Below are 21,551 nucleotides of genomic sequence, written 5' to 3'. Positions count from 1 at the left end.
CCTAAATTGACCAAAGCCGGGTTGAATGCGAGTTTTGCGGGAAGCGAAAATTCGTGTCGAGCCGGATCTTCGCATGAAACCATGCAAGTAATTTTGCAGGAGGGACACAAATGACGAACAAGCCGCAGGCGAACATCGCCGCCGCCACCCTGACCACAGACTGTCCCACCGCGGCTGCGGCCGCGCCCGTTTCTGCGAAAGCGCGTTTCGCGGGCGGTTTGCCGGAAAGGCAGGGTCTTTACGATCCGGCTAATGAACATGATGCCTGCGGCGTCGGCTTCGTTGCCCATATGAAGGGCCAAAAGTCGCACCAGATCGTCAAGGACGGCCTGTTCATCCTGGAAAACCTCACGCATCGTGGCGCTGTCGGCGCTGATCCGCTTATGGGTGATGGTGCGGGCATTCTGGTGCAGATTCCTGATCGTTTCTTCCGTGAGGAGATGGCGACGCAGGGCGTGACGTTGCCGAAGGCGGGTGAATACGCCGTCGGCCATATCTTCATGCCGCGCGATCCTTCCCGCATCGAGCACTACAAGAAGGTCATCGTCGACGTTATCGGCGAAGAGGGGCAGCAGTTCCTCGGCTTCCGCGATGTGCCGGTCGATAATTCCTCGCTCTCCAAGGCGCCGGATATCGCCGCGACCGAACCGCACCACGTGCAGGTCTTCATCGGCGCCGGCCGCGATGCCGCGAGCAATGCCGATTTCGAGCGCAAGCTGTTCCTGATCCGCAAGGTTCTCTCCAACCGCATCTATGACGAGGGCGGCGGCAAGGAAACGCAGGATTTCTATCCCGTTTCTCTCTCCTCCTCGACCATCGTCTACAAGGGCATGTTCCTCGCCTATCAGGTGGGCGCCTATTACAAGGATCTCGCCGATCCGCGCTTCGAATCCGCTGTCGCCCTCGTGCACCAGCGTTTTTCGACCAACACCTTCCCGTCCTGGAAACTGGCGCACCCTTACCGAATGGTCGCCCATAACGGCGAAATCAACACGCTGCGCGGCAACGTCAACTGGATGGCGGCGCGTCAGGCGTCGGTTTCCTCCGCGCTGTTCGGCGATGACATCTCCAAGCTCTGGCCGATTTCCTACGAGGGTCAGTCGGATACGGCCTGCTTCGACAACGCGCTCGAGTTCCTCGTGCGCGGCGGTTATTCCATGGCCCATGCCGTGATGATGCTGATCCCGGAAGCCTGGGCCGGCAACCAGTCCATGTCCGCCGAACGCAAGGCGTTCTACGAATATCATGCAGCGCTGATGGAACCGTGGGACGGTCCGGCTGCCGTCGCCTTCACCGACGGCAAGCAGATCGGCGCAACGCTCGACCGTAACGGTCTGCGCCCGGCGCGTTATCTCGTCACTGATGACGACCGTGTCATCATGGCGTCCGAAGCCGGCACGCTGCCGGTGCCGGAGGAGCGCATCGTCAAGAAGTGGCGTTTGCAGCCGGGCAAGATGCTGCTGATCGATATGGAAAAGGGCTCCATCGTTTCCGACGAGGAAGTGAAGCACGAGCTTGCCGCCAAGCATCCGTATCGTAGCTGGCTCGACCGCACCCAGCTCATCCTTGAGGATCTGAAGCCGGTGGAGCCGCGCGCGCTGCGCCGCGACGTGTCGCTGCTCGACCGTCAGCAGGCCTTCGGTTACACTAGCGAAGACACCAAGCTCCTGATGTCGCCGATGGCGACGACCGGCCAGGAAGCCATCGGTTCGATGGGTACCGATACGCCGATTTCGGCCATGTCGGACAAGTCGAAGCTGCTTTACACCTATTTCAAGCAGAACTTCGCGCAGGTCACCAACCCGCCGATCGATCCGATTCGCGAAGAGCTCGTCATGAGCCTCGTCTCGTTCATCGGTCCACGCCCGAACCTGCTCGATCACGAAGGGGCAGCCCGCGCCAAGCGTCTGGAAGTGCGCCAGCCGATCCTGACCAATGGCGATCTGGAAAAGATCCGTTCCATCGGCCACACGGAAGACCGCTTCGATACCAAGACGCTCGACTTCACCTATGATGTGGAGCGCGGTGCGGAAGGTATGCCCGAAATGCTCGACCGCCTCTGCGAGCGGGCGGAATCGGCCGTTCGTGGCGGTTACAACATCATCGTACTTTCCGACCGCCAGCTTGGCCCTGATCGCATCGCGATCCCGGCACTTCTGGCGACGGCCGCCGTGCACCATCACCTGATCCGCAAGGGTCTGCGCACCTCGGTTGGCCTCGTCGTGGAAACCGGTGAGCCACGCGAAGTCCACCATTTCTGCCTGCTCGCCGGTTATGGCGCGGAGGCGATCAACCCCTATCTCGCCTTCGATACACTTCTCGACATGCACAAGCACGGCGCCTTCCCGAAGGAAGTGTCCGACGACGAAGTCGTTTATCGTTACATCAAGGCTGTCGGTAAGGGCATCCTGAAGGTCATGTCCAAGATGGGCATTTCCACCTACCAGTCCTATTGTGGCGCTCAGATTTTCGATGCCGTCGGTCTGTCGTCGCAATTCGTCGAGAAATATTTCTTCGGCACCGCTACCTCCATCGAAGGTGTGGGCCTGACGGAAATCGCCGAAGAAACCGTGGCGCGCCACACGGCGGCTTTCGGCAAGGATCCGATCCTTGCCAATACGCTCGATATCGGCGGTGAATATGCCTATCGCATGCGCGGCGAAAGCCACGCCTGGACGCCGGATGCGGTTGCCTCGCTGCAACATGCGGTGCGCGGCAACAGCCAGGACCGCTACCGCGAATTTGCCGGCATGGTGAATGAGACGGCGTTGCGCATGAACACCATTCGCGGCCTGTTCAACATCAAGTCTGCGGAAGCGCTCGGTCGCAAGCCTGTTTCCATCGATGAGGTCGAACCCGCGGCAGACATCGTCAAGCGGTTCTCGACGGGCGCCATGTCCTTCGGCTCCATCAGCCGCGAGGCGCATACGACGCTCGCCATCGCCATGAACCGCATTGGTGGCAAGTCCAACACGGGTGAGGGCGGCGAAGAATCCGACCGTTATCTGCCGTTGCTCAATGGCAAGCCGAACCCGGAACGCTCTGCCATCAAGCAGATCGCGTCTGGTCGTTTCGGTGTGACGACGGAATATCTGGTCAATGCCGATATGCTTCAGATCAAGGTCGCGCAGGGTGCCAAGCCCGGCGAAGGCGGCCAGCTGCCCGGCCACAAGGTGGATGCGACGGTTGCCAAGACCCGCCACTCCACACCGGGCGTCGGTCTCATCTCGCCGCCGCCGCATCACGATATCTATTCCATCGAAGATCTGGCGCAGCTGATCTACGACCTGAAGAACGTCAACCCGGAAGCCGATGTTTCGGTAAAGCTGGTGTCGGAAGTCGGTGTCGGGACGGTTGCGGCCGGTGTCGCCAAGGCGCGCGCCGACCATATCACCGTTTCCGGTTTCGATGGCGGCACGGGTGCTTCGCCGCTGACGTCGCTGAAGCACGCGGGTTCACCATGGGAAATCGGCCTTGCCGAAACCCAGCAGACGCTGGTGCTGAACGGTCTTCGCTCGCGCGTCGCGCTGCAGGTGGATGGTGGTCTGAAAACGGGCCGCGACGTCATCATCGGCGCGCTTCTGGGTGCTGATGAATTCGGCTTTGCAACCGCGCCGCTGATTGCGGCCGGCTGCATCATGATGCGCAAGTGCCACCTGAACACTTGCCCCGTGGGCGTCGCGACGCAGGACCCGGTTCTGCGCAAGCGCTTCAAGGGCACGCCGGAACACGTCATCAACTACTTCTTCTTCGTTGCCGAAGAAGTGCGCGAAATCCTCGCCTCCCTGGGCGTGACCAAGCTGGACGAGATCATCGGCGCTTCGGAACTGCTCGAAAAGGATGAGATGCTGGCGCACTGGAAGGCAAAGGGGCTGGATTTCAGCCGCATCTTCCACAAGGTCGAGGCTCCCAAGGAAGCGACCTTCTGGACCGAACGCCAGAAGCATCCGATCGACGACATTCTCGACCGCAAGCTGATCGAGAAGTCTCTGCCGTCGCTGGAAAACCGCGAGCCCGTGGTCTTCGAAGTACCGATCAAGAACGTCGATCGTTCCGCCGGTGCCATGCTTTCGGGCGCGTTGGCGAAGCGCTGGGGCCATAAGGGTCTCAAGGACGATACGATCCATGTGACGCTGCGCGGTACGGCGGGCCAGTCCTTCGGTGCGTTTCTCGCTCGCGGCATCACCTTCGATCTGGTGGGTGACGGCAACGACTATGTCGGCAAGGGTCTTTCGGGTGGCCGCATCATCGTGCGTCCGCCGGAAAACACCCGTATCGTCGCGGAAAACTCGATCATTGTCGGCAACACCGTTCTTTACGGCGCCATCACCGGCGAGTGCTATTTCCGCGGTGTTGCGGGTGAGCGCTTTGCAGTGCGCAACTCCGGCGCGGTCGCGGTTGTCGAAGGTGTCGGCGACCACGGTTGCGAATATATGACGGGCGGTATTGTCGTGGTGCTCGGCGAGACGGGCCGTAACTTCGCGGCCGGCATGTCCGGCGGCGTGGCTTATGTTCTCGACGAGAAGGGCGACTTTGCCACCCGCTGCAACATGGCCATGGTCGAGCTGGAGCCGGTTCCGGAAGAAGACGACATGCTGGAAAAGCTGCACCATCACGGCGGCGACCTCATGCACAAGGGACGTGTGGACGTTTCCGAGGACATGACGCGTCACGACGAGGAGCGGCTCTACCAGCTGATTTCCAATCACTTCCACTACACCAACTCTGCACGCGCCAAGGATATACTCGACCGCTGGAGCGAGTTCCGTCCGAAATTCCGCAAGGTCATGCCGGTCGAATACCGTCGTGCGCTTGAGGAAATGGAGCGCATGCGCATGGGCGTGGCGGCGGAGTAATCCGCCACGTGAGGATACTACACCAACTGATCTCGCTGATAACAGCGGCCGCCGTTCCCATGGCGGTCACCTGGACGAGCGGCGAGACCGGATTTGAGTTCATCGTGCTGGGGGCGGCTATGGGTTTCGCTTACTGGTACTGGGGCCCGACAGGCGCTCCGCTTTGACGTGAGGATTTAAACGTGGGCAAGGTTACAGGTTTTCTGGAGATCGACCGTCAGGTGGGCAAGTATCAGCCCGCATCGGATCGTATCCGCCATTTCCGCGAATTCACCATTCCGATGTCGGATGCCGAGGTGCAGAAGCAGGCGGCACGCTGCATGGATTGCGGCATTCCCTACTGTCACGGCCCGACGGGCTGTCCCGTGCATAACCAGATCCCGGACTGGAACGATCTGGTCTATAATAACAATTGGGAAGAGGCGATCCGCAACCTCCACTCCACCAACAACTTCCCGGAGTTCACCGGCCGCGTCTGTCCGGCACCCTGCGAGGAGGCTTGCACGCTGAACCTCGAGGATGCGCCGGTCGCCATCAAGACCGTCGAGCAGGCGATTGCCGACAAGGCCTATGAGCTGGGCTTCATCGTGCCGAAGCCCGCGACGATCCACACCGGCAAGAAGGTCGCCATCATCGGTTCCGGTCCTTCGGGCATGGCGGCTGCGCAGCAGCTGGGCCGCGCCGGCCACGAGGTTCATGTCTATGAGCGCGAATCTAAACCCGGCGGCCTGCTGCGTTACGGTATTCCGGACTTCAAGATGGAGAAGAACTTCATCGACCGCCGTGTCGAGCAGATCAAGGGCGAAGGCGTCACCTTCCATTGCGGCGTCAATGTCGGCGTCGATGTAACGGTCGAAGCGCTTCTGGCCGACCACGATGCCGTGCTTTATTGCGGCGGTTCGGAAACCCCGCGCCCGGCCGGTATCGGCGGCGCCGATCTGCATGGCGTCTACGATGCCATGCCCTATCTCGTGCAGCAGAACCGCCGCGTCGGTCGCGAAAATATCGACAGCATTGGCTGGCCGGCCGATCCTATCCTTGCCGGCGGCAAGCATGTCGTCGTTGTCGGTGGCGGCGATACCGCATCTGACTGCGTCGGTACGGCTTTCCGTCAGGGTGCCGTGAAGGTCACCCAGCTCGACATCCGCCCGATGCCGCCGGAAAAGGAAGACAAGTTGGCGGTCTGGCCCTTCTGGGCGACGAAAATGCGTACCTCGTCCTCGCAGGCCGAAGGCGCCATCCGCGAGTTCCAGGTGGCGACGCTCGAATTCGTCGGCGAAGACGGCGTGCTGACAGGAGTGAAGTGCTGCCAGGTGGATGACCGCCGCAAGCCGATTGCTGGCACGGAATTCATCATCAAGGCCGATCTTGCGTTCATCGCGATCGGCTTTTCAGGTCCCTTCACGGACAGCGTGCTGAAGGAAATGGACGGCAAGCTGAAGCTCAACACTGACCGTCGCGGTTCCACCAATGTGATCGCCAATGAAACCGACTACAAGACTTCGGTCGACAAGCTTTGGGCGGCGGGCGACGTGCGCCGTGGCCAGTCGCTGGTGGTCTGGGCGATCCGGGAAGGCCGCCAGGCGGCGCGTGCAATCGATGAAGCGCTGATGGGTGCGACCGTCCTTCCGCGCTAAGCACTGACGGTAATACGAGCCGAAAAGGCCTGTTGCAGATGCAACAGGCCTTTTCTTTTGGTTGCGAAAATGAGGACTTTTCTTCAGCAATAGGGAAGGGTGATACGGAAGCAGGCGCCACCGGTGGAAGCATCGCTGATGGTAATTTCCCCACCGTGATAGCGGACGATTTCCTGCACGAGGTTGAGCCCAAGCCCGGTGCCGCGATCTTTCGGTCGCACGCGGTGGAAGGCATCGAAAACCAGTTCCCGGTCCTCTTCGGGAATGCCATTGCCTTCGTCGGCTATCTCGATCACCCGGTTTGCTGCCACCCTTATCGTGATCGTGCCGCGATTGCCGCCATGTTCGATGGCGTTTTGCACGATGTTCATCAGGGCGCGCTGCAACGAAGCGTGGTCTGCAAGGGCGAGGATCGGCTCTTCCTCCGGTTCGAAGGACAGCGCATATCCCTGTGATATGGCGAGCGGGGCCATGTCAGCGACGACCGATCTGCACAGGTTGACAAGATCAAGCGGGACCAGAGGGGCCTTCTGCCCGCCAAGGCGCTGCAAATCGAGCAATTGTTCGGCCAGCACGGCGATACGGCTGGCATCCGCCAATATTCTGCTGCGGGCCGGGCCGTCCAGTAGCGTTTCAACGCGGGTTTGGAGAATGGCGACGGGGGTTCGCAATTCATGGGCGGCATCGAGAATGAAGCGCTTGTGTCGTTCGTAGCCGTCGTCCAGTCGCTTCAACGCGCCGTTGACGGCGTGAACGAGAGGCTGCACTTCCTTCGGAATATCGCCATCCGGCAATCGGTATCCGCGCCTGTCGATATCGATGGTTTCCGCTGTGCGAGCAATGGTGGAAAGGGCGCGAAATTCCCTGCGGATGATCCAGGGGATGGTCACGACCGTCACGATGGACATGAGAATGAGGACAGGCATGATCAAGATGTTCGAAAACAACAAAACCGGTAACGTCATGCTGAACGGCCCGCCTTTGCCGATCATGACGAATTCTCCCGCCGGCCCCGAAGCGCGGCGAACGACGGCGATTCGCACCACGGCGAGGTAGGAATAGGACAGCGCCGCGTCGCGCACGTCTGAGACCCTGATGTCGCTCAATTGCTGATCCATATTGCTGAATGCCTCGGGCACCTGCCCGCCCTGCACGATCTCACCGTTTTCGCTGACCGCGACGAACCAGAAATCGGAGGTATTGCTGCGCAGCTTGACGAATTCGGGCGTTTCTTTGAGAACCAGCCGATTATCTTCATTCCGTATGATCGCGTTGGCGGTTGTCTGGGCCGCCTCCGGGCTGAGCAGCGCGCTGCCTGCACCGCCGCTCGACATATAGGTAACCATGGCGGCGGTGACGAAGAACAGGCTGCCGATCTGGAACAACAGCAGTTGAAGGGTCAGCCGGCGCTTGAGCGATTTTCTTCTGGCCAGCTTCACAAGGTCGCCCTCAGCAGGTAACCCACGCCGCGAATGCCATGGACCTCAAGGCCCGCATCCGCGGCCGCCAATTTGCGGCGCAAGCGGGAAATATGGGAATCGAGTGCATTGGACTGGATCTCATCGTCGAAATTATAAACGGCTTCCTCGAGCAATGAGCGCAGCACCGTCCTGCCCTGTCGCCGCAACAGGGCTTCGAGGATCAGCAGTTCGCGTCTGGTCAGCGGAAGGAATTCACCCTTGATGCGCACTTCGCGGGTTTCGAAGCAGAATTCCAGCCTGCCCAGTTTTGCCGTCATCGTCACGGCGCCGGCCGGCCGGCGCATCAGGGCGCGGATGCGCGCAAGCAGTTCCTCGACCGCGAATGGTTTGGCCAGATAGTCGTCCGCGCCGAGGTTCAGACCGTTCACCCGATCCACAAGCGCTCCCTGCGCCGTCAGCACGATGACGGGCGGGGTGAGGGGCAGGAGCCGCAAATCTTCGATAAGCTGGATGCCGTCACCATCGGGCAATTGCCGGTCAAGCACGACAAGGTCATGGACGCCGTCCATGATGGCGTGACGGGCAAGATCGAGCGTGCCGACCGTATCCACGATAATATCGAACCGGTGGAGCGCGGCGGACAGGGCTGCTGCCATTTCGCGTTCGTCTTCAACAAGCAGCAGGCGCATGAATTCCATCTCGGTATTGTCCGGTATCCCTTCCGGGAAGGGGCGCGGCGAAAGGCAAAAACGTCGACGCCGCTCGCGCTAAGGACAAGCGAGGCGTCGCCGCCAAATCGATGTCGCCATGCAAAAAAAGGGACTGGGGATGGCGGATGGCCAACCCCGCATTCCTGCAAAGCTGTACCTATCCTGTCATGTCCGGATTGCCTAAACATTACGCCCGCTACGGGGCGGTCGGGCCGCTCCGAAAGCCTCTATTGTTTTGTCTGCGCGGTATCGGGCGCCACACGATAGTCATCGATACGGCCTGCCGGCGCATCGGCCATCTCGCCGCGCTTGGTCAACCTTTCGCGTGGCGATTCCACCACGGAGACGCGTGTCGGCCCGGCGGCCAAAGGCGCATCGCCTAACAGCTTGTCGCCGCCGTCGAGATTGGGATCGGTGAGACTGATAGGCTGGGTGCGCACCTGCCCGGCATCGATGCCGAGTGCGGGCAGGGAGGTAAGTGCCGGTAGATTGCTGCCGTCCAGTTTCACAAGGTCCGGTCCGGCGCTATCGAGGTGTCTGCGCACGAATTTCTCAACGTAAAATGCAAGCTTGCGTTTGCCGGCCTGGGTCATGCCTATGCCATCAGCCTCGCGCAGGCGGGCCTGTTGGCCGTTCATGTCGTAACCGGTAATGACGAATTTTCCCGCCTCATCGACGAAACCGTCCCAGACGTCCACGAATTCACCGCCATATTTTTCGACATGGCTGCGATAAAGCCGGTTGAAACCGACAAGATCGGCCGAAAGCGACGGCGACTGGAAGGCAGGCAGGCCGACCCACAGCAGCGGCGCCTTCTGGCGTCCGGCAAGCGCCAGCAGCTCGTCGATCCGCCGTTCATATTCCTTGAACCAGACCTCCGTGCCGAACTTTTCCCTGGTGTCGCCGATCTGCATCTGCTGGCGATCGTTCGATCCGATCATGATGACAATGGTAGCCGGATTGGTTTCGCTGATAAACTGCGGAAGATTTTTGAACCAGTCGTAATAATCGGTACGCACGAGGCCGGAGGAGCCGTTGGCACGCACATCGACGGCGATTGCAGGCGAATTGGCAAAGGCATTGACCAGTTCGTCCCCCATGCCGCCGGCGAGAAAATCGCCTATGACCAGAACGCGCCGCGCATTTTCAAGCTTGGCGGCTGGCTCCGGCTTTGCGGTCCGCATCTGAACCACCGAGGGCGCTTTTCTGGTGGGTTGGGGGCGGGTGACCGATCTTTCGCGCGGAGCAGACGGAAAGTCGCGGCGGTTGCGGGGCTGGTAGTCGCGCCCGGATCCGCCGTCGCGGCCCACCGGTTTGCCAAAGAGCATTTCAAACAGTGTACGCCGTTGCTCCTGTGCGGAGCTTTCGGAAGGAACGAGCGGCACGGTAAGGACGGCTGAAAGAAGGACGGCCAAGAAACGCCAGCCGGTTCTTCCGTTTTTCACCTGAGGCTTCCCACTCATCACATCAACCCTTCCGGATATTTCGGCGGCGTTTCTTGATAGCCGCCGAATTCACCGGCACATTATTAATTACGCAAGGCTCTCAGCAACCGCTGCGACGGCTGGCCGTCGGTTTCCATACCCATGCGCGACTGGATGGCGCTGATTGCGGCTTTCGACCCGGAGCCGAAGTTCCCATCGACCTCACCGTTATAATAGCCGAGTTCCTTCATGCGGGTCTGCAGCTCGAATTTTTCGCGAATATCCAGCGTCCCATCGGGGCGTGGCCACTTCTGCTGCATGCCGCCATAACCGGCGATCTCATCCGCAAGCAGGCCGACGGCGAGCGCATAGCTGTCGGAGGCGTTGTATTTCTTGATGGTGAAGAAGTTTTTCATCATCAGGAAACCGGGGCCGTTTGCCCCGCCCTGCAACTTCAGCATGGCGCGATCGGATCCGCGGGTGAAGTTCTTGCCGTTCGGGCGGGTGAAGCCAAGCTTCGCCCATTCCGCAATGGTCTTGGTCTGCCCTTCATAACGGGCGCCGCCACGCGGAACGGCGGTTTCATAACCCCAGGTCCGTCCCGGCTGCCAGCCGTTCTTGGAAAGCAGATTGGCCGCGGTCGCCAGCGCGTCCGGAATGGAGCGCCAGATGTCGCGCTTGCCGTTGCCATCCGCATCCACCGCATAAAGCAGGTAGCTGGTGGGGATGAACTGGGTATGACCCATCGCGCCCGCCCAGGAGCCCGTCAGCTGTTTCGGCGTCACATCGCCCGCCTGGAGAATCTTCAAAGCGGCGATCAATTGCGTGCGCGCGAATTTGGCGCGTTTGGGGTCGGAATAGCCGAGTGTTGCCAGCGCCTGCGGAATATTGTGCAGCCGCTCAGGCTTTTCGAGAACCGCACCGTAATTCGATTCCATCGACCAGATGGCCAGAATGATATGCTTGTCGACATTGAAGTTACGCTCGATCCAGTTGAGGGTCGTTGCGTGCTTCATCTTCATCTCGCGGCCGATCCGCACTGTATACGGATTGACGCGGGAATCGAGATAATCCCAGATTTGCGTGGTGAATTCCGGCTGGAAGGTGGCCTTGCGCAGCGCGTCGGGATCCGGCTCGCTGACACCGGCAAAGGCCTTCTGATATGTCGCTCTGCTAATGCCTTCTTTTGCGGCTGTTGCGTAGAACTGGTTGATCCACTGACGGAATCCTTGATCGGCGCGGGCCGAAACGGGCGCCAGCGAGATTGCCAGGCCTGCAACCACCATGCAGCCGAATTTGCGGACATCGGAAAGGATCATCTTTGTCATCGTCTGTCTTTCGTTCTCTCGAATGTCATTTCGATTGCGAAAACGCATCGGGCGTCATCATGGATAACAAAAGAACGTCAACAAATTCTTTACCATTAATAGATGGTAGCGTCACCCTTTACAAAACGTTGTTATTTTTGAAATAACAACAGCGTGCGGGGATTGTGATCAAGCTTTATCTCTCAGGAGGGATATGTGGTAGAACAGAAGAAAATTCGGAAGGCCGTATTTCCGGTCGCGGGTCTCGGCACGCGTTTCCTGCCCGCAACCAAGGCGGTTCCGAAAGAAATGCTCACCGTCGTCGACAAGCCGGTCATTCAATATGTCGTCGATGAGGCGGCGGAAGCGGGCATTGAGCATTTTGTATTTGTCACCGGCCGCGGCAAGGCGGTGATCGAAGATTATTTTGATATTCAATTTGAACTCGAACAGATGCTGCGCGAGCGCAACAAGAATGCCGAGCTGACATTGCTGGCCGGCCTTCTGCCCAAGGCGGGCACCGCGAGCTTCACCCGCCAGCAGGTGCCGCTTGGTCTCGGCCATGCGGTCTGGTGCGCCCGCGATATCGTCGGCGACGAGCCTTTCGCCGTGCTTTTGCCCGACATGATCATGCATTCGCAGAAAAGCTGCCTGAAGGGCATGGTCGAACTATACGACCAGACCCAGGGCAACGTCATCGCGGTGCAGGAATGCGCTCCCGATCAGACGCATAAATACGGTATCGTCGGCGTGGGTGACGCCGTGGGCGAAGGTTTCAAGATCACGGAAATGGTCGAAAAGCCGGCCAAGGGTACGGCGCCGTCGAATTTCTATATCAACGGCCGTTACATCCTTCAGCCCGAGATTTTCGACATTCTCGAAAATCAGGAGCGTGGCGCCGGCAACGAAATCCAGCTGACGGACGGCATGCTGACGCTTGCCAAATCACAGCAGTTCTCCGGCTATCATTTCCGCGGCCAGACCTTCGACTGCGGCGCCAAGGATGGTTTCATTCTTGCCAACGTCGCTTTCGCGCTGGAGCGTGGCGATATTCGCCCTGCGATCGAAGAGCCGATCAAGGCCCTGATCGACGGGCTGAAGTAATCCACCAGAACAGAAACGGGATCCCGGCCTCAGCGCCGGGATTTCTTTTTGGCCGAAGCCTATCGCTTGAGGACAAGTCCTGCGCCGACACGTAGCTCGCTGCTGTCATAAACCGGTGTCCACTGGTAGCTGACGTCCGCCGTCAGGTCGAGATAGCGGTTCAACCCCCAGGTCAGGCCGGCGCCTGCGGTATATTCAACGGCATTTTCCATGTCTGAAGAGGGGAATGTGCGATGCACGACCTGTCCCGTCAGGCGGGCAACGAGGTTGCTGCGCAATTCGTGGGTCAGGCCGGCATCCAACCGATAGGAAACCCAGCCGCCCTGTGGTCCGCCGGCGAAGTCCTCTATCGTCGTGCGCAGACCGAGATTGACGTTCGTACCGCGCTGGGGTGACCAGTTGAGCTCGCCATCCAGCGTCAATGCGCCGATCGAGGCAAGGCGATCGTCGTCATATTGCTTGCGCAAATAACCGATGGCGGCCTCGCCGCGGGTCTTCTCGCCAAGATCGACTTCCGCGCCGACCTTCGCCCCATAGGCATTGGAGGAACGGGCATAGCCGGAATTGTCGAGACGCCTGTCATATTTGGTCGTCCCGGCATTCAGTTCCAGGAAGGGGATGAGCGCCGGCGACAACTCATAACCGATGCGTCCACGCAGGTTCGCGCCGTTCTGATCGCGGTCGCTGAGGCTGATCGGCCGGCCGTCGATGCCTTTCGCATCCGTATAGACCGTGCGCGACAGATCGAGCGCCGCCAGGCCGCGCAGCTTGCCGAAATCCCGCTCTATCGACGCGCCGGTGGTGAAGCGGTGCTCACCGCCCTGCACGGCAGCGCCGGTGAGAGCATTGGGGTCCGTCGTGTCCTCACGGCTGAATTCATAACCGGCCTTGAGATTGGCCGTCGTTTCTTCACCGAGATCGATGCGTAGATCGGCCTCTATCCTTGCCCGGGGCTCTTCGCCGTCCTTGTCGCTGCCGAAGTTCCTCTCCCAGGCCCCGTCGCCCGTCACCGTCAAAGCATGACGGGACCAGTCGCTGGTGAGCGTGCCGCGTATGCCTGTCGTCAGATAGTTGCGTCTGGAGGGGCCGCCGGTATTCGTCTGCTTTTCCGTATTGATCGTCTGGCTGATTGACGGTCGCAGCAGGAACGTGCCGAGCCGGATGCCGGGCGTCTGTCCGGGTTCGGTCGCTATCCGTGGGTTTTCGCCACCGTCTACCGTCGGCTCATAGGGGTTTTCGGCCTCGGCAGAGGGTTGGCTTGCGTCGTCCTGCTGTTCGTAAATAGGATCGCCGGGATTGGTGGAGGGACGCCAGAGTTGTGGTGCGGGCGTGGTCGTAGCTGTGGCCGTGACAGCGCCAGTGCCAGTGCTCACCCCACTGTCCGTCGCCGGTGTGGGTGAAGCTGCTCCGTCGACGGCAGAAGCGGCGCCCGGCAAGACAGGTATGGCTGTCGTTGCAGTCTGCGCGAAGACGCTTCCCTGCGGGTAAAAAATCGTGCAGGCGAGCAGCAGGGTTGCTGCTTTCCGCGACGTCGGCAGACGTGTGGCGGCGCCCTTCACGTTCATTCCTTTTCACCCGGCAAGTTTGGCCGATGCCGGATCGAAGGGCCACCAAGACATCCCCTCAGGCCCGATGAGTAATAGGCCGATGAAATGACGTGAAGAAACCAGGGACCAGACAGGCGACGCAAGTTTTAACATCGCTTTAACAATAGGTTTTTTATGGTTAACAGTTGATAAACATCGCCGGGATTTCGGTGTTATGGTAGGAGCGCAAAGCCAACGGCGCCGATCATCAGGCCCGGTGGGACGATTTCACCCGTCACCATGACTGGAAGAAAATGGTCAAGAATGCAAAATATTCCTAATATGAGAAGATTAAAACGTTTCAATTTGGTGCGGAATCGCCCTATGGTTTATATGGGCTGATCTTCTATTGCCCAGCAAGTGGTATTGAATTTTATTTTGTGTGACAGCATCGTTTCATGAATCCGGTTTTGAACACCAAGCAGCTCGGTTTTTATTGTTGGGATATTACCAATGACCGTTTCTATCTAGACGAAGTATGTGCCAAACTCTTTGGGATTCCGCTGCGACAGGCAATGCAGGGGATCAGCATTTTTCAGATGCTTGAAAAAGTGGATCTCGATCATCGAAACCGCGTGATCGAATCGGCATTGATCACCCTGAAGGCCGCAAGTTTTTATAATCAGGAATACGCCGTGCGCCGCAGCGACGGCTCGGTCTCATGGGTAAGGACGCTCGGGCGGTATCTGGTCGACGAGGAAAACATCCCCTTCAAACGGCTTGGAACGATGGAGGAGATTTCTCCGCCGGATCGGCGTCATTGACGAGGCGCCGCTTTACCGAAACCGTTGGAGATTTTCGGGCGGTATCTACTAAAACCCTGCGCCCGCCGGTGAAGAGTGGACTTATTTCGGTTGAAAGAGTAACAGTCGGCCATGATTACACGCGCCGTCAAATTGGTCGAAGACAACGCCATCGAATCCGCCGTGCGGACGATCTCAATGGAGCGGGCTGGCCTTGCCGCCCTCGAGGATGCTCTGAGGAACGGTCTTTCTGACCCATTCTGCAAGGCGATCGAGACCATCGGCCAGTCGAATGGCCGTCTCATCATTACCGGGGTCGGAAAAAGCGGCCATATAGGCGCAAAACTTGCCGCCACCTTCGCTTCCACCGGCACGCCCGCCTTTTTTGTGCATGCGGCTGAGGCCAATCACGGCGATCTCGGCATGATCGGCGGCGATGATGTGGTACTGGCCATTTCCAAGGGTGGTGAAAGCGCTGAATTGCGCAGCATCATCAATTATTCCCGCCGTTTCTCGATTCCGCTGATCGCGCTCACCTGTTCGGAAAATTCATCGCTGGCGCGGGCTTCCGACATCGTGCTGCTGGTTCCCAATGAGCAGGAAGCCTGCCCGCTCGGCCTTGCGCCGACGACCTCTACGTTGATGCAGCTTGCGCTGGGCGATGCCCTGGCCGTTGCGCTGCTGGAGGCGCGCAATTTCACTGCGGGTGACTTCAAGGTGTTCCATCCCGGCGGCAAGCTGGGGGCGAGCCTGACGCTGGTCGGCGATATCATGCATACGGGCGATCGCGTGCCGCTGGTCAACAAGGGAACGGCCATGCCGGAAGCAGTCGGTGTTCTCTCGCGCAAGCATTTCGGCTGTGTCGGCGTTCTGGACGAGGATGGCCGCCTGTGCGGCATCGTCACCGAGGGCGATATGGCGCGCAACCTGTCGCGCAACCTCGCCGAGATGACGGTCGATGACATCATGACCCGCACGCCGAAAACCGTCAAAAAATCCGTGCTGGCGACCAGTGCGCTGGCGACGCTGGAAAAATTCCACATTGGCGCGCTGATTGTCATCGATGAGGATAACCGGCCCATTGGGCTGGTGCATTTCCACGATCTCTTGAGAATTGGCGTGGCTTGAAGCTGTCGCCGATCTTGAACTTATCGGTCTAGCGGCTCGATTGTCAGCGTGCGTCCGCGTGCGGAAGCTATTCTTACCCGGGTGCCGGCCGGCATGTCTTCGCCGTTGACCGGCCACCATGTGTCGTCCAGCCTGATCCGGCCACGCCCTTCGACAATCGGTTCCTGAAGGGTCGCGGTGCGTCCGACAAGGCTTGCCTCCCGCTGGTTGAGGAAGGGTTCGTCGCTTGCAGCCCGGTTTCTTCCGAAATATTTCCGGCCGAGCAGGGCGAAAACGATGGAGAGCGCGGCAAACAGCACCAACTGCAATTGCCAGGCCCAGAATGCAGCATCCCACAAAAGCAGCGAGACCGCGCCGATAACCAGCGCGGCGAGGCCGATCCAAATCAGGAACACGCCGGGAGCGATGAGTTCGGCGGCCAGAAGCACGAAGGCGACGATCCACCAGCTCCACGGCCCCAGCTCAGTGGCAAGCTGTTGTAACATCGTCATTTCTCCGACGAAGAACCGAATGGATTACCAGGGATCGTGACGTTGATGCTCTGGCCGGAGGGTCGCGTCGGCGGCACGGAGCGGGACGCCGTGGAGGTGGCAGGCGCAGTCGGTGCGTCGCCCCTTTCGCCGAAAACCTCTTTCGCAATCGTGCCGATACCGCCGAGGGAACCGATCAGCGCCGAAGCCTCCATCGGCATCAGCACGATCTTGGAATTCTTCGCGGTGCCGATCTCGGCGAGCGCCTCGGTGTATTTCTGGGCGACAAAATAGTTGATGGCGTGGACATTGCCGGCGGCAATGGCTTCCGAGACCATGCGGGTGGCGTTGGCCTCGGCCTCGGCCAGACGTTCGCGCGCCTCGGCGTCGCGGAACGCCGCCTCGCGTTGGCCTTCGGCCTCAAGAATGGCGGATTGCTTTGCGCCTTCCGCGCGCAGAATCTGGGCGTTGCGGGCGCCTTCGGCTTCCAGCACCTGTGCGCGTTTTTCGCGCTCCGCCTTCATCTGCCGGGCCATGGAATCGACGAGATCCTTCGGCGGCGCGATGTCCTTGATTTCGATGCGGGTGACCTTGATACCCCATGGCCCGACGGCCTCATCGACCACGCGCAGCAGGCGATCGTTGATGGCGTCACGGTTCGACAGCAACTCGTCGAGGTCCATCGAGCCCATCACCGAGCGGATATTGGTCATGGTAAGGTTCTGGATGGCGTTTTCCAGATTGGCGATCTGATAGGCGGCCTGCGCGGCGTTCAAAACCTGGTAGAAGGCCACCGCATCGGCAGAAACGCTGGCATTGTCGCGGGTAATGACTTCCTGGGTGGCGATATCCAGCACCTGTTCCATCACATTCATGCGGGCGCCGATACGCTCGAAGAAGGGTATGATCAGGTTAAGGCCCGGTTCGAGCGTGCGGGTATAACGCCCGAAACGTTCAACCGTGTAGCGATATCCCTGCGGCACGGTCTTGATGCCGGCAAACAGCACCAGAATGACCAGAACCACTGCCGCCAGCACGACGATATCGAAACCGCCCAATGCAATCATCACTTTTCCTCCAGATCAGAACCATGCGGGCTTTAGCCCGGCTTCGTTATGGCAAGATTATACCCACCCTTGCAACTCCCGTCTCACAACCTTTTCGAGAACATTCATGCCCTCGGCACTGTCGTTCAGGCAGGGAATATGGGTAAATTTCTCTCCGCCATTATGCAGGAAAATCTCGCCCGCTTCACCGGCGATTTCTTCCAGTGTCTCAAGACAATCCGAAACGAAGCCGGGATTCATCACGGCGATGCGCTTGACGCCTTCCGACGCCAGCTTTTCCACGGTCTTGTCGGTATAGGGCTGCAACCATTCCTCCGGCCCGAAACGCGACTGGAAGGTGATCATGAAATTTTTCTCTGTACGCCCCAGCGCCTCGCGCAGCAGCCGGGCGGTTTTCTGGCAGTGACAATAATAAGGATCGCCTTTTTTGAAATAGGATTGCGGAATGCCGTGGAATGACGTGATCAGCATTTCCGGTTCCCAGTCCAGCGTCGCCAGATGGTTTTTCACCGAGGCGGCAAGCGCCTCGATATAGGCCGGATCGTCATGATATGGCGGGACGGTGCGGATGGCTGGCTGCCAGCGCAGCTTCATCAGGTGTTCGAAAGCCTTGTCGTTCACAGTTGCCGTCGTCGACGCAGCATATTGCGGATAAAGCGGGAAGAGCAGGATTTTTTCGCAGCCCAGTTCCTTCAGCGCGTCGATTCTCGAGGCGATGGAGGGCTGGCCGTAACGCATGCCCCAGTCGACCACAACATTTGGCAGGTCTTTCAGCGCTTCCGCCAGCAACTCGCCCTGGCTGCGTGTATAGGTGCGCAGATAGCTTTCGTTGCGCTCGTGGTTCCAGATTTCCTCATAGGCCTTGCCGACTTTCTGCGGGCGCTTGTTGAGGACAATGCCGTAAAGGATCGGATACCAGTAGAGACGCGACCATTCGATTACCCGCTTGTCGCTCAGGAATTCCGCCAGATAACGGCGCATCGACCAATAATCCGTACCGTCAGGCGTGCCGAGATTGACCAGCAGGACGCCGACCTTGCCAAATGCCGTGCGGGGATGGTTTGCGGGGAGTGCGGATAGTTCTGTCGCCATGAATGACACCCTGAAACTCTGACTGTTTGCGTGAGGAGCGGTTCGTTCCGGATCGGGCTGAAACGCTCCATCTTCTGTTGATGCGCGCCGAACGCCAACCGCGGCGGGGTTTGGGCCGACGATGCCCGAGCTATACGCTCGTGCGGTCAATTCGTTCACGTGTTCTAGACGAAATTTTTCAGGATTAAACTACCGGTGAAGGCTATTTCCCGGGGGGAGAAAGCCACGCGCGGTCCCTTGCAAAAATTTGATCCGTAACGATTTGTTTTAAAAGGAAAATAGGAAGCCGGCCCCGATATCCGAGGGCCGGCTTCCTGTCTGCGGCAAATTGCCCTGTCTGTTCCCGTTCGGCTTATTGAGCCGGTAGTTCCAGTTCCTCACCGATCTCGATGTGGTTCGGATGCTTCAGCGTGTTTGCCTTGGCAATTCTGCTCCAGAGAGCGCCGTCGCCATATTTCTCCGCTGCGATCTTCCAGAGCGAGTCGCCCTTTTCAACGACATATTTGCTGGCGGCAGCAGCGGTTGCGGCGGGCGTCGTCGTGGCCGGTGCCGTGGCGGCCGGTACTGTGGGAGCAGGTGCAGTGGCGGCGGGTGCCGCGGGAGCGGGGGCCGGTGTGGTGGCCGGCGCAGGTGCGGTTGCGGCCGGCGCGGGTGCCGCAGGCTTTGCCGGAGCGACATAACCGGCAGGCGTCACTTCGCTGATGCGGCCATCCGTGTAGGGCTTATAGGGGCTGTTGGCGGTGATGTAGGCCGCAACGGCTTCCTCAAGGTTGGGGCCGAAGTCATAGGCGTTGACTGCCTTGGTCGCAAAGACCTTGAAGCCGTCGCCGCCGGTGCGTACGTAATTATTGGCCGCGACGATATATGTCTTGGCGGGGTCGAGAGGCACGAAGGCGTCGCCTTCCTTGACCCCGACCGAAACGACCCGGCTGCCGGCCGGCTTGGAGCGGTCGAAGGAATATTTCAGGCCGGAAACCTGCATGAAACGACCGGCGCTGTCGTCGATCTGACTGACGCCGTTTTCGAGAGCGGCGCGAATATCCTCGCCCTTCAGCTGAAAGGTCGCGACCGTGTTCTGGAATGGCAGAACCGTCAGCACTTCGCCCATGGAGACATCGCCGGCATCGATGGAGGAGCGCAGGCCGCCGCTATTGGCGAAAGCGATGGTCACGCCCTGATCCTTGACGCGGGCGAGCGTCGCATCGGCCACCAGATTCCCCATGGAGCATTCCTTCACACGGCAAACCTTGCGGTCTCCCTCGATCGGGCCTTCCGAGGAGCCGACGACCTTCGATTTCAGAGTCTCGATCGGCGCCTTCAACTCATCGATGCGCTTTAGCGTGGCTTCATCGGGCTTGAAGGAGGAGTCGATCAGGATGGGATCGCCCTTGCTTTCCTTGACCACGCCGCTGTCGTCGAAGACCACTTTGAGGTCGCCCAGATATTTGCTGTACTGCCCGGCCTGAACGACCGGAACCTTGTAGCCACCGGGATTGTCGACGAGGGTTGGATAGGGGCCTTCGGCCTTCTGGTCGGTGTTAGAAAGCAGCGTATGTGTGTGGCCGCCGACCACGACGTCGACGTCAGGGATTTTGGCGATGAATTCGAGATCGCGCGGATAGCCGACATGGGTGAGGGCGATGATCTTGTCGACGCCGTCCTGCTTCAGCTTTTGCACCTGCTCGCTGATTTTCGCGACATCTTCGGCGATGGTGATATTGGGACCGGGCGTTGCCAGTTCTGCCGTATCGTTGGCGACAGCGCCGACAATCCCGATTTTCTGTCCGCCGACTTCGAGCACGATGGACGGCTTGACGCGGTCACCGATTTTCGAGGCGGCGGTGGCCACCACATTGGCGGTCACGACGGGGAACTGCACCTTGTCGAGGAAGCCGGCAAGCCCGTCTTCGCTGTCGTCGAACTCATGGTTGCCCACGGTCATGGCGTCGAACTTCATGGCGTTCAGAACTTCCGCTTCCACGGTGCCCTTGTAGGTGGTGTAGAACAACGATCCCTGGAAATTGTCGCCGGCATTGAGCAGGAGGACGTTCTTGCCGTCGGCCTTCAGGGCGTCACGGGTCTGATTGATTGCGGTCAGAAGGCGGGCGGCGCCTCCGAAGCATTCGTTTTTGCCTTCTTCCTCCGCCGAGCAGGTCGAGTCGAACTTGTTGATCGATTCGATACGGGAGTGAAAATCGTTGATGTGAAGAATGTTGAGCTCGTAATCGGCTAGAGCCGCTCCGGCAGAAAGCGTTATCGCCGAAACGCTCAGCATGCCCAGTCCCAAAATTTTCTTCATGGTCCCTCTCTCCTGTTCAAAGCGGAAGCCCGGGCCGGTCGATCATCCTCCAGCCGTGCTCATTTCCTAATCTGAAATCATGTCAGTCTTTCAAAGCGCGATGTTTCCATTTAGCGGCAATCGCCGCAAGCGAAATTATGACGGGTGCGCAATAAACGAAAACGCACGCTCAAGGCGTGCGTTTTAGAAGATCATCTTTTTGAAAAGATAACGTTATCAGCCCTGGCGCGTTAGCGAGAACTGGCTGTTCGTATCCGTCGTGCAGTTCAATTGTGACGGGGAGACGAGGGCGCAGTTTACGCGCGACTGCGTGTTGCGCACCAGCGAGGTCATGTTGATTTCGTAAAGCGTCGGCGAAATCGTGACATAGGTGCCGGAGGCCAGAAGCGTGTTGGTGTCGGTCGAACGGGTGGAGAAGGCGCCGTTCTGGAAGGTCGATACGATGCCGTTACGGTCGATCCAGCGACCGTCGACGGCCGGGCCGCGGGAAAGCGAAGGCGCCATCGAGGACTGCTGCGAGGGTCCCGGCGCGACGCATGAAGACACCGCTATGGCGGCTGAAAGCAAAGCAGCGCTTGTCTTGAAGTTCATGAGCCTGTTCTCCTGCGATTCGATGAAACTTTCTATGCTTCGACCATGCCGTGAAGCGTTTCTTATTTCAAGGCAACGTTGCTCGCTCTCCCCGGTTCCTGACGTCATTCAGGAAA

At 59.4% G+C, this 21,551-nt stretch carries 16 protein-coding genes; 6 read left to right on the top strand and 10 right to left on the bottom strand.

Going from position 1 to position 21,551, the window contains the following annotated elements; genetic code table 11:
• The first annotated feature begins 110 nt into the window (after positions 1-110).
• Genes gltB through PL599_RS12550 form a run of 3 tightly spaced genes read left to right on the top strand, consistent with a single transcriptional unit; the run spans position 111 to position 6,493 of the window.
• The gene (gltB, locus tag PL599_RS12560; protein WP_269823828.1) at positions 111-4,856 is read left to right on the top strand and encodes a glutamate synthase large subunit; all 4,746 of its coding nucleotides are present in this window, start codon (positions 111-113) and stop codon (positions 4,854-4,856) included.
• Positions 4,857-4,864: 8 nt separating this feature from the next.
• On the top strand, positions 4,865-5,023 hold the full coding sequence (locus tag PL599_RS12555; protein ID WP_269823827.1) for a hypothetical protein: 159 nt from the start codon (positions 4,865-4,867) through the stop codon (positions 5,021-5,023).
• A 15-nt stretch (positions 5,024-5,038) separates the two neighbouring features.
• The gene (locus PL599_RS12550; RefSeq protein WP_077983512.1) at positions 5,039-6,493 is read left to right on the top strand and encodes a glutamate synthase subunit beta; all 1,455 of its coding nucleotides are present in this window, start codon (positions 5,039-5,041) and stop codon (positions 6,491-6,493) included.
• 83 nt (positions 6,494-6,576) lie between these two features.
• On the opposite strand, the gene PL599_RS12545 is transcribed toward PL599_RS12550, so the two are convergent.
• The 4 genes from PL599_RS12545 to PL599_RS12530 all read right to left on the bottom strand — a co-directional run bounded on the left by PL599_RS12545 (position 6,577) and on the right by PL599_RS12530 (position 11,376).
• Entirely contained in the window at positions 6,577-7,932 is a 1,356-nt protein-coding gene (locus PL599_RS12545) for a sensor histidine kinase (protein ID WP_142913482.1), read from the bottom strand.
• Complete coding sequence (locus tag PL599_RS12540; RefSeq protein WP_269823903.1) at positions 7,929-8,603, bottom strand: response regulator transcription factor; 675 nt, start codon at positions 8,601-8,603, stop codon at positions 7,929-7,931. Before PL599_RS12540 ends, PL599_RS12545 begins: the two co-directional genes overlap by 4 nt.
• Positions 8,604-8,851: 248 nt before the next feature.
• Complete coding sequence (locus tag PL599_RS12535) at positions 8,852-10,087, bottom strand: SGNH/GDSL hydrolase family protein (protein ID WP_333782295.1); 1,236 nt, start codon at positions 10,085-10,087, stop codon at positions 8,852-8,854.
• A gap of 65 nt (positions 10,088-10,152) precedes the next feature.
• Positions 10,153-11,376: a lytic murein transglycosylase gene (locus tag PL599_RS12530; RefSeq protein ID WP_077983613.1), complete on the bottom strand. Its 1,224-nt coding sequence runs from the start codon at positions 11,374-11,376 to the stop codon at positions 10,153-10,155.
• Between the two features lie 195 nt (positions 11,377-11,571).
• Here PL599_RS12530 and galU point away from each other — a divergent pair, with 195 nt between their 5' ends.
• Entirely contained in the window at positions 11,572-12,459 is an 888-nt protein-coding gene (gene galU, locus PL599_RS12525; protein WP_077983509.1) for a UTP--glucose-1-phosphate uridylyltransferase GalU, read from the top strand.
• Between the two features lie 59 nt (positions 12,460-12,518).
• Here galU and uppP read toward each other — a convergent pair whose 3' ends face one another.
• Positions 12,519-14,024: a polysaccharide biosynthesis protein UppP gene (uppP, locus tag PL599_RS12520; protein WP_269823825.1), complete on the bottom strand. Its 1,506-nt coding sequence runs from the start codon at positions 14,022-14,024 to the stop codon at positions 12,519-12,521.
• A 419-nt stretch (positions 14,025-14,443) separates the two neighbouring features.
• Between uppP and PL599_RS12515 the strand changes: the two genes are divergently transcribed.
• Together PL599_RS12515 and PL599_RS12510 are read left to right on the top strand one after the other, a co-directional pair.
• Positions 14,444-14,809: a PAS domain-containing protein gene (locus tag PL599_RS12515; RefSeq protein WP_137411377.1), complete on the top strand. Its 366-nt coding sequence runs from the start codon at positions 14,444-14,446 to the stop codon at positions 14,807-14,809.
• Between the two features lie 111 nt (positions 14,810-14,920).
• Positions 14,921-15,916, top strand: a complete 996-nt coding sequence (locus tag PL599_RS12510) for a KpsF/GutQ family sugar-phosphate isomerase (protein ID WP_137411378.1) — start codon at positions 14,921-14,923, stop codon at positions 15,914-15,916.
• 20 nt (positions 15,917-15,936) lie between these two features.
• Here PL599_RS12510 and PL599_RS12505 read toward each other — a convergent pair whose 3' ends face one another.
• From PL599_RS12505 to omp10, 5 genes are all read right to left on the bottom strand, one after another.
• Positions 15,937-16,401 carry an NfeD family protein gene (locus PL599_RS12505; protein WP_269823824.1) on the bottom strand — a complete coding sequence of 155 codons (465 nt, stop codon included), beginning with the start codon at positions 16,399-16,401 and terminating at the stop codon, positions 15,937-15,939.
• Positions 16,402-16,403: 2 nt separating this feature from the next.
• Entirely contained in the window at positions 16,404-17,453 is a 1,050-nt protein-coding gene (locus PL599_RS12500; RefSeq protein ID WP_077983504.1) for an SPFH domain-containing protein, read from the bottom strand.
• A 57-nt stretch (positions 17,454-17,510) separates the two neighbouring features.
• Entirely contained in the window at positions 17,511-18,545 is a 1,035-nt protein-coding gene (gene hemH / locus PL599_RS12495) for a ferrochelatase (protein ID WP_077983503.1), read from the bottom strand.
• A gap of 352 nt (positions 18,546-18,897) precedes the next feature.
• Complete coding sequence (locus tag PL599_RS12490; RefSeq protein ID WP_271359084.1) at positions 18,898-20,844, bottom strand: 5'-nucleotidase C-terminal domain-containing protein; 1,947 nt, start codon at positions 20,842-20,844, stop codon at positions 18,898-18,900.
• A gap of 216 nt (positions 20,845-21,060) precedes the next feature.
• Entirely contained in the window at positions 21,061-21,435 is a 375-nt protein-coding gene (gene omp10, locus PL599_RS12485; protein WP_077983501.1) for an outer membrane lipoprotein Omp10, read from the bottom strand.
• Positions 21,436-21,551 lie beyond the last annotated feature (116 nt).

Source organism: Agrobacterium sp. ST15.16.055 (genome assembly GCF_027956555.1).
Lineage (GTDB): Bacteria > Pseudomonadota > Alphaproteobacteria > Rhizobiales > Rhizobiaceae > Agrobacterium > Agrobacterium salinitolerans.
Note: the sequence above shows the minus strand (reverse complement) of the source record. Positions and strands in the feature narration are given on the sequence as shown.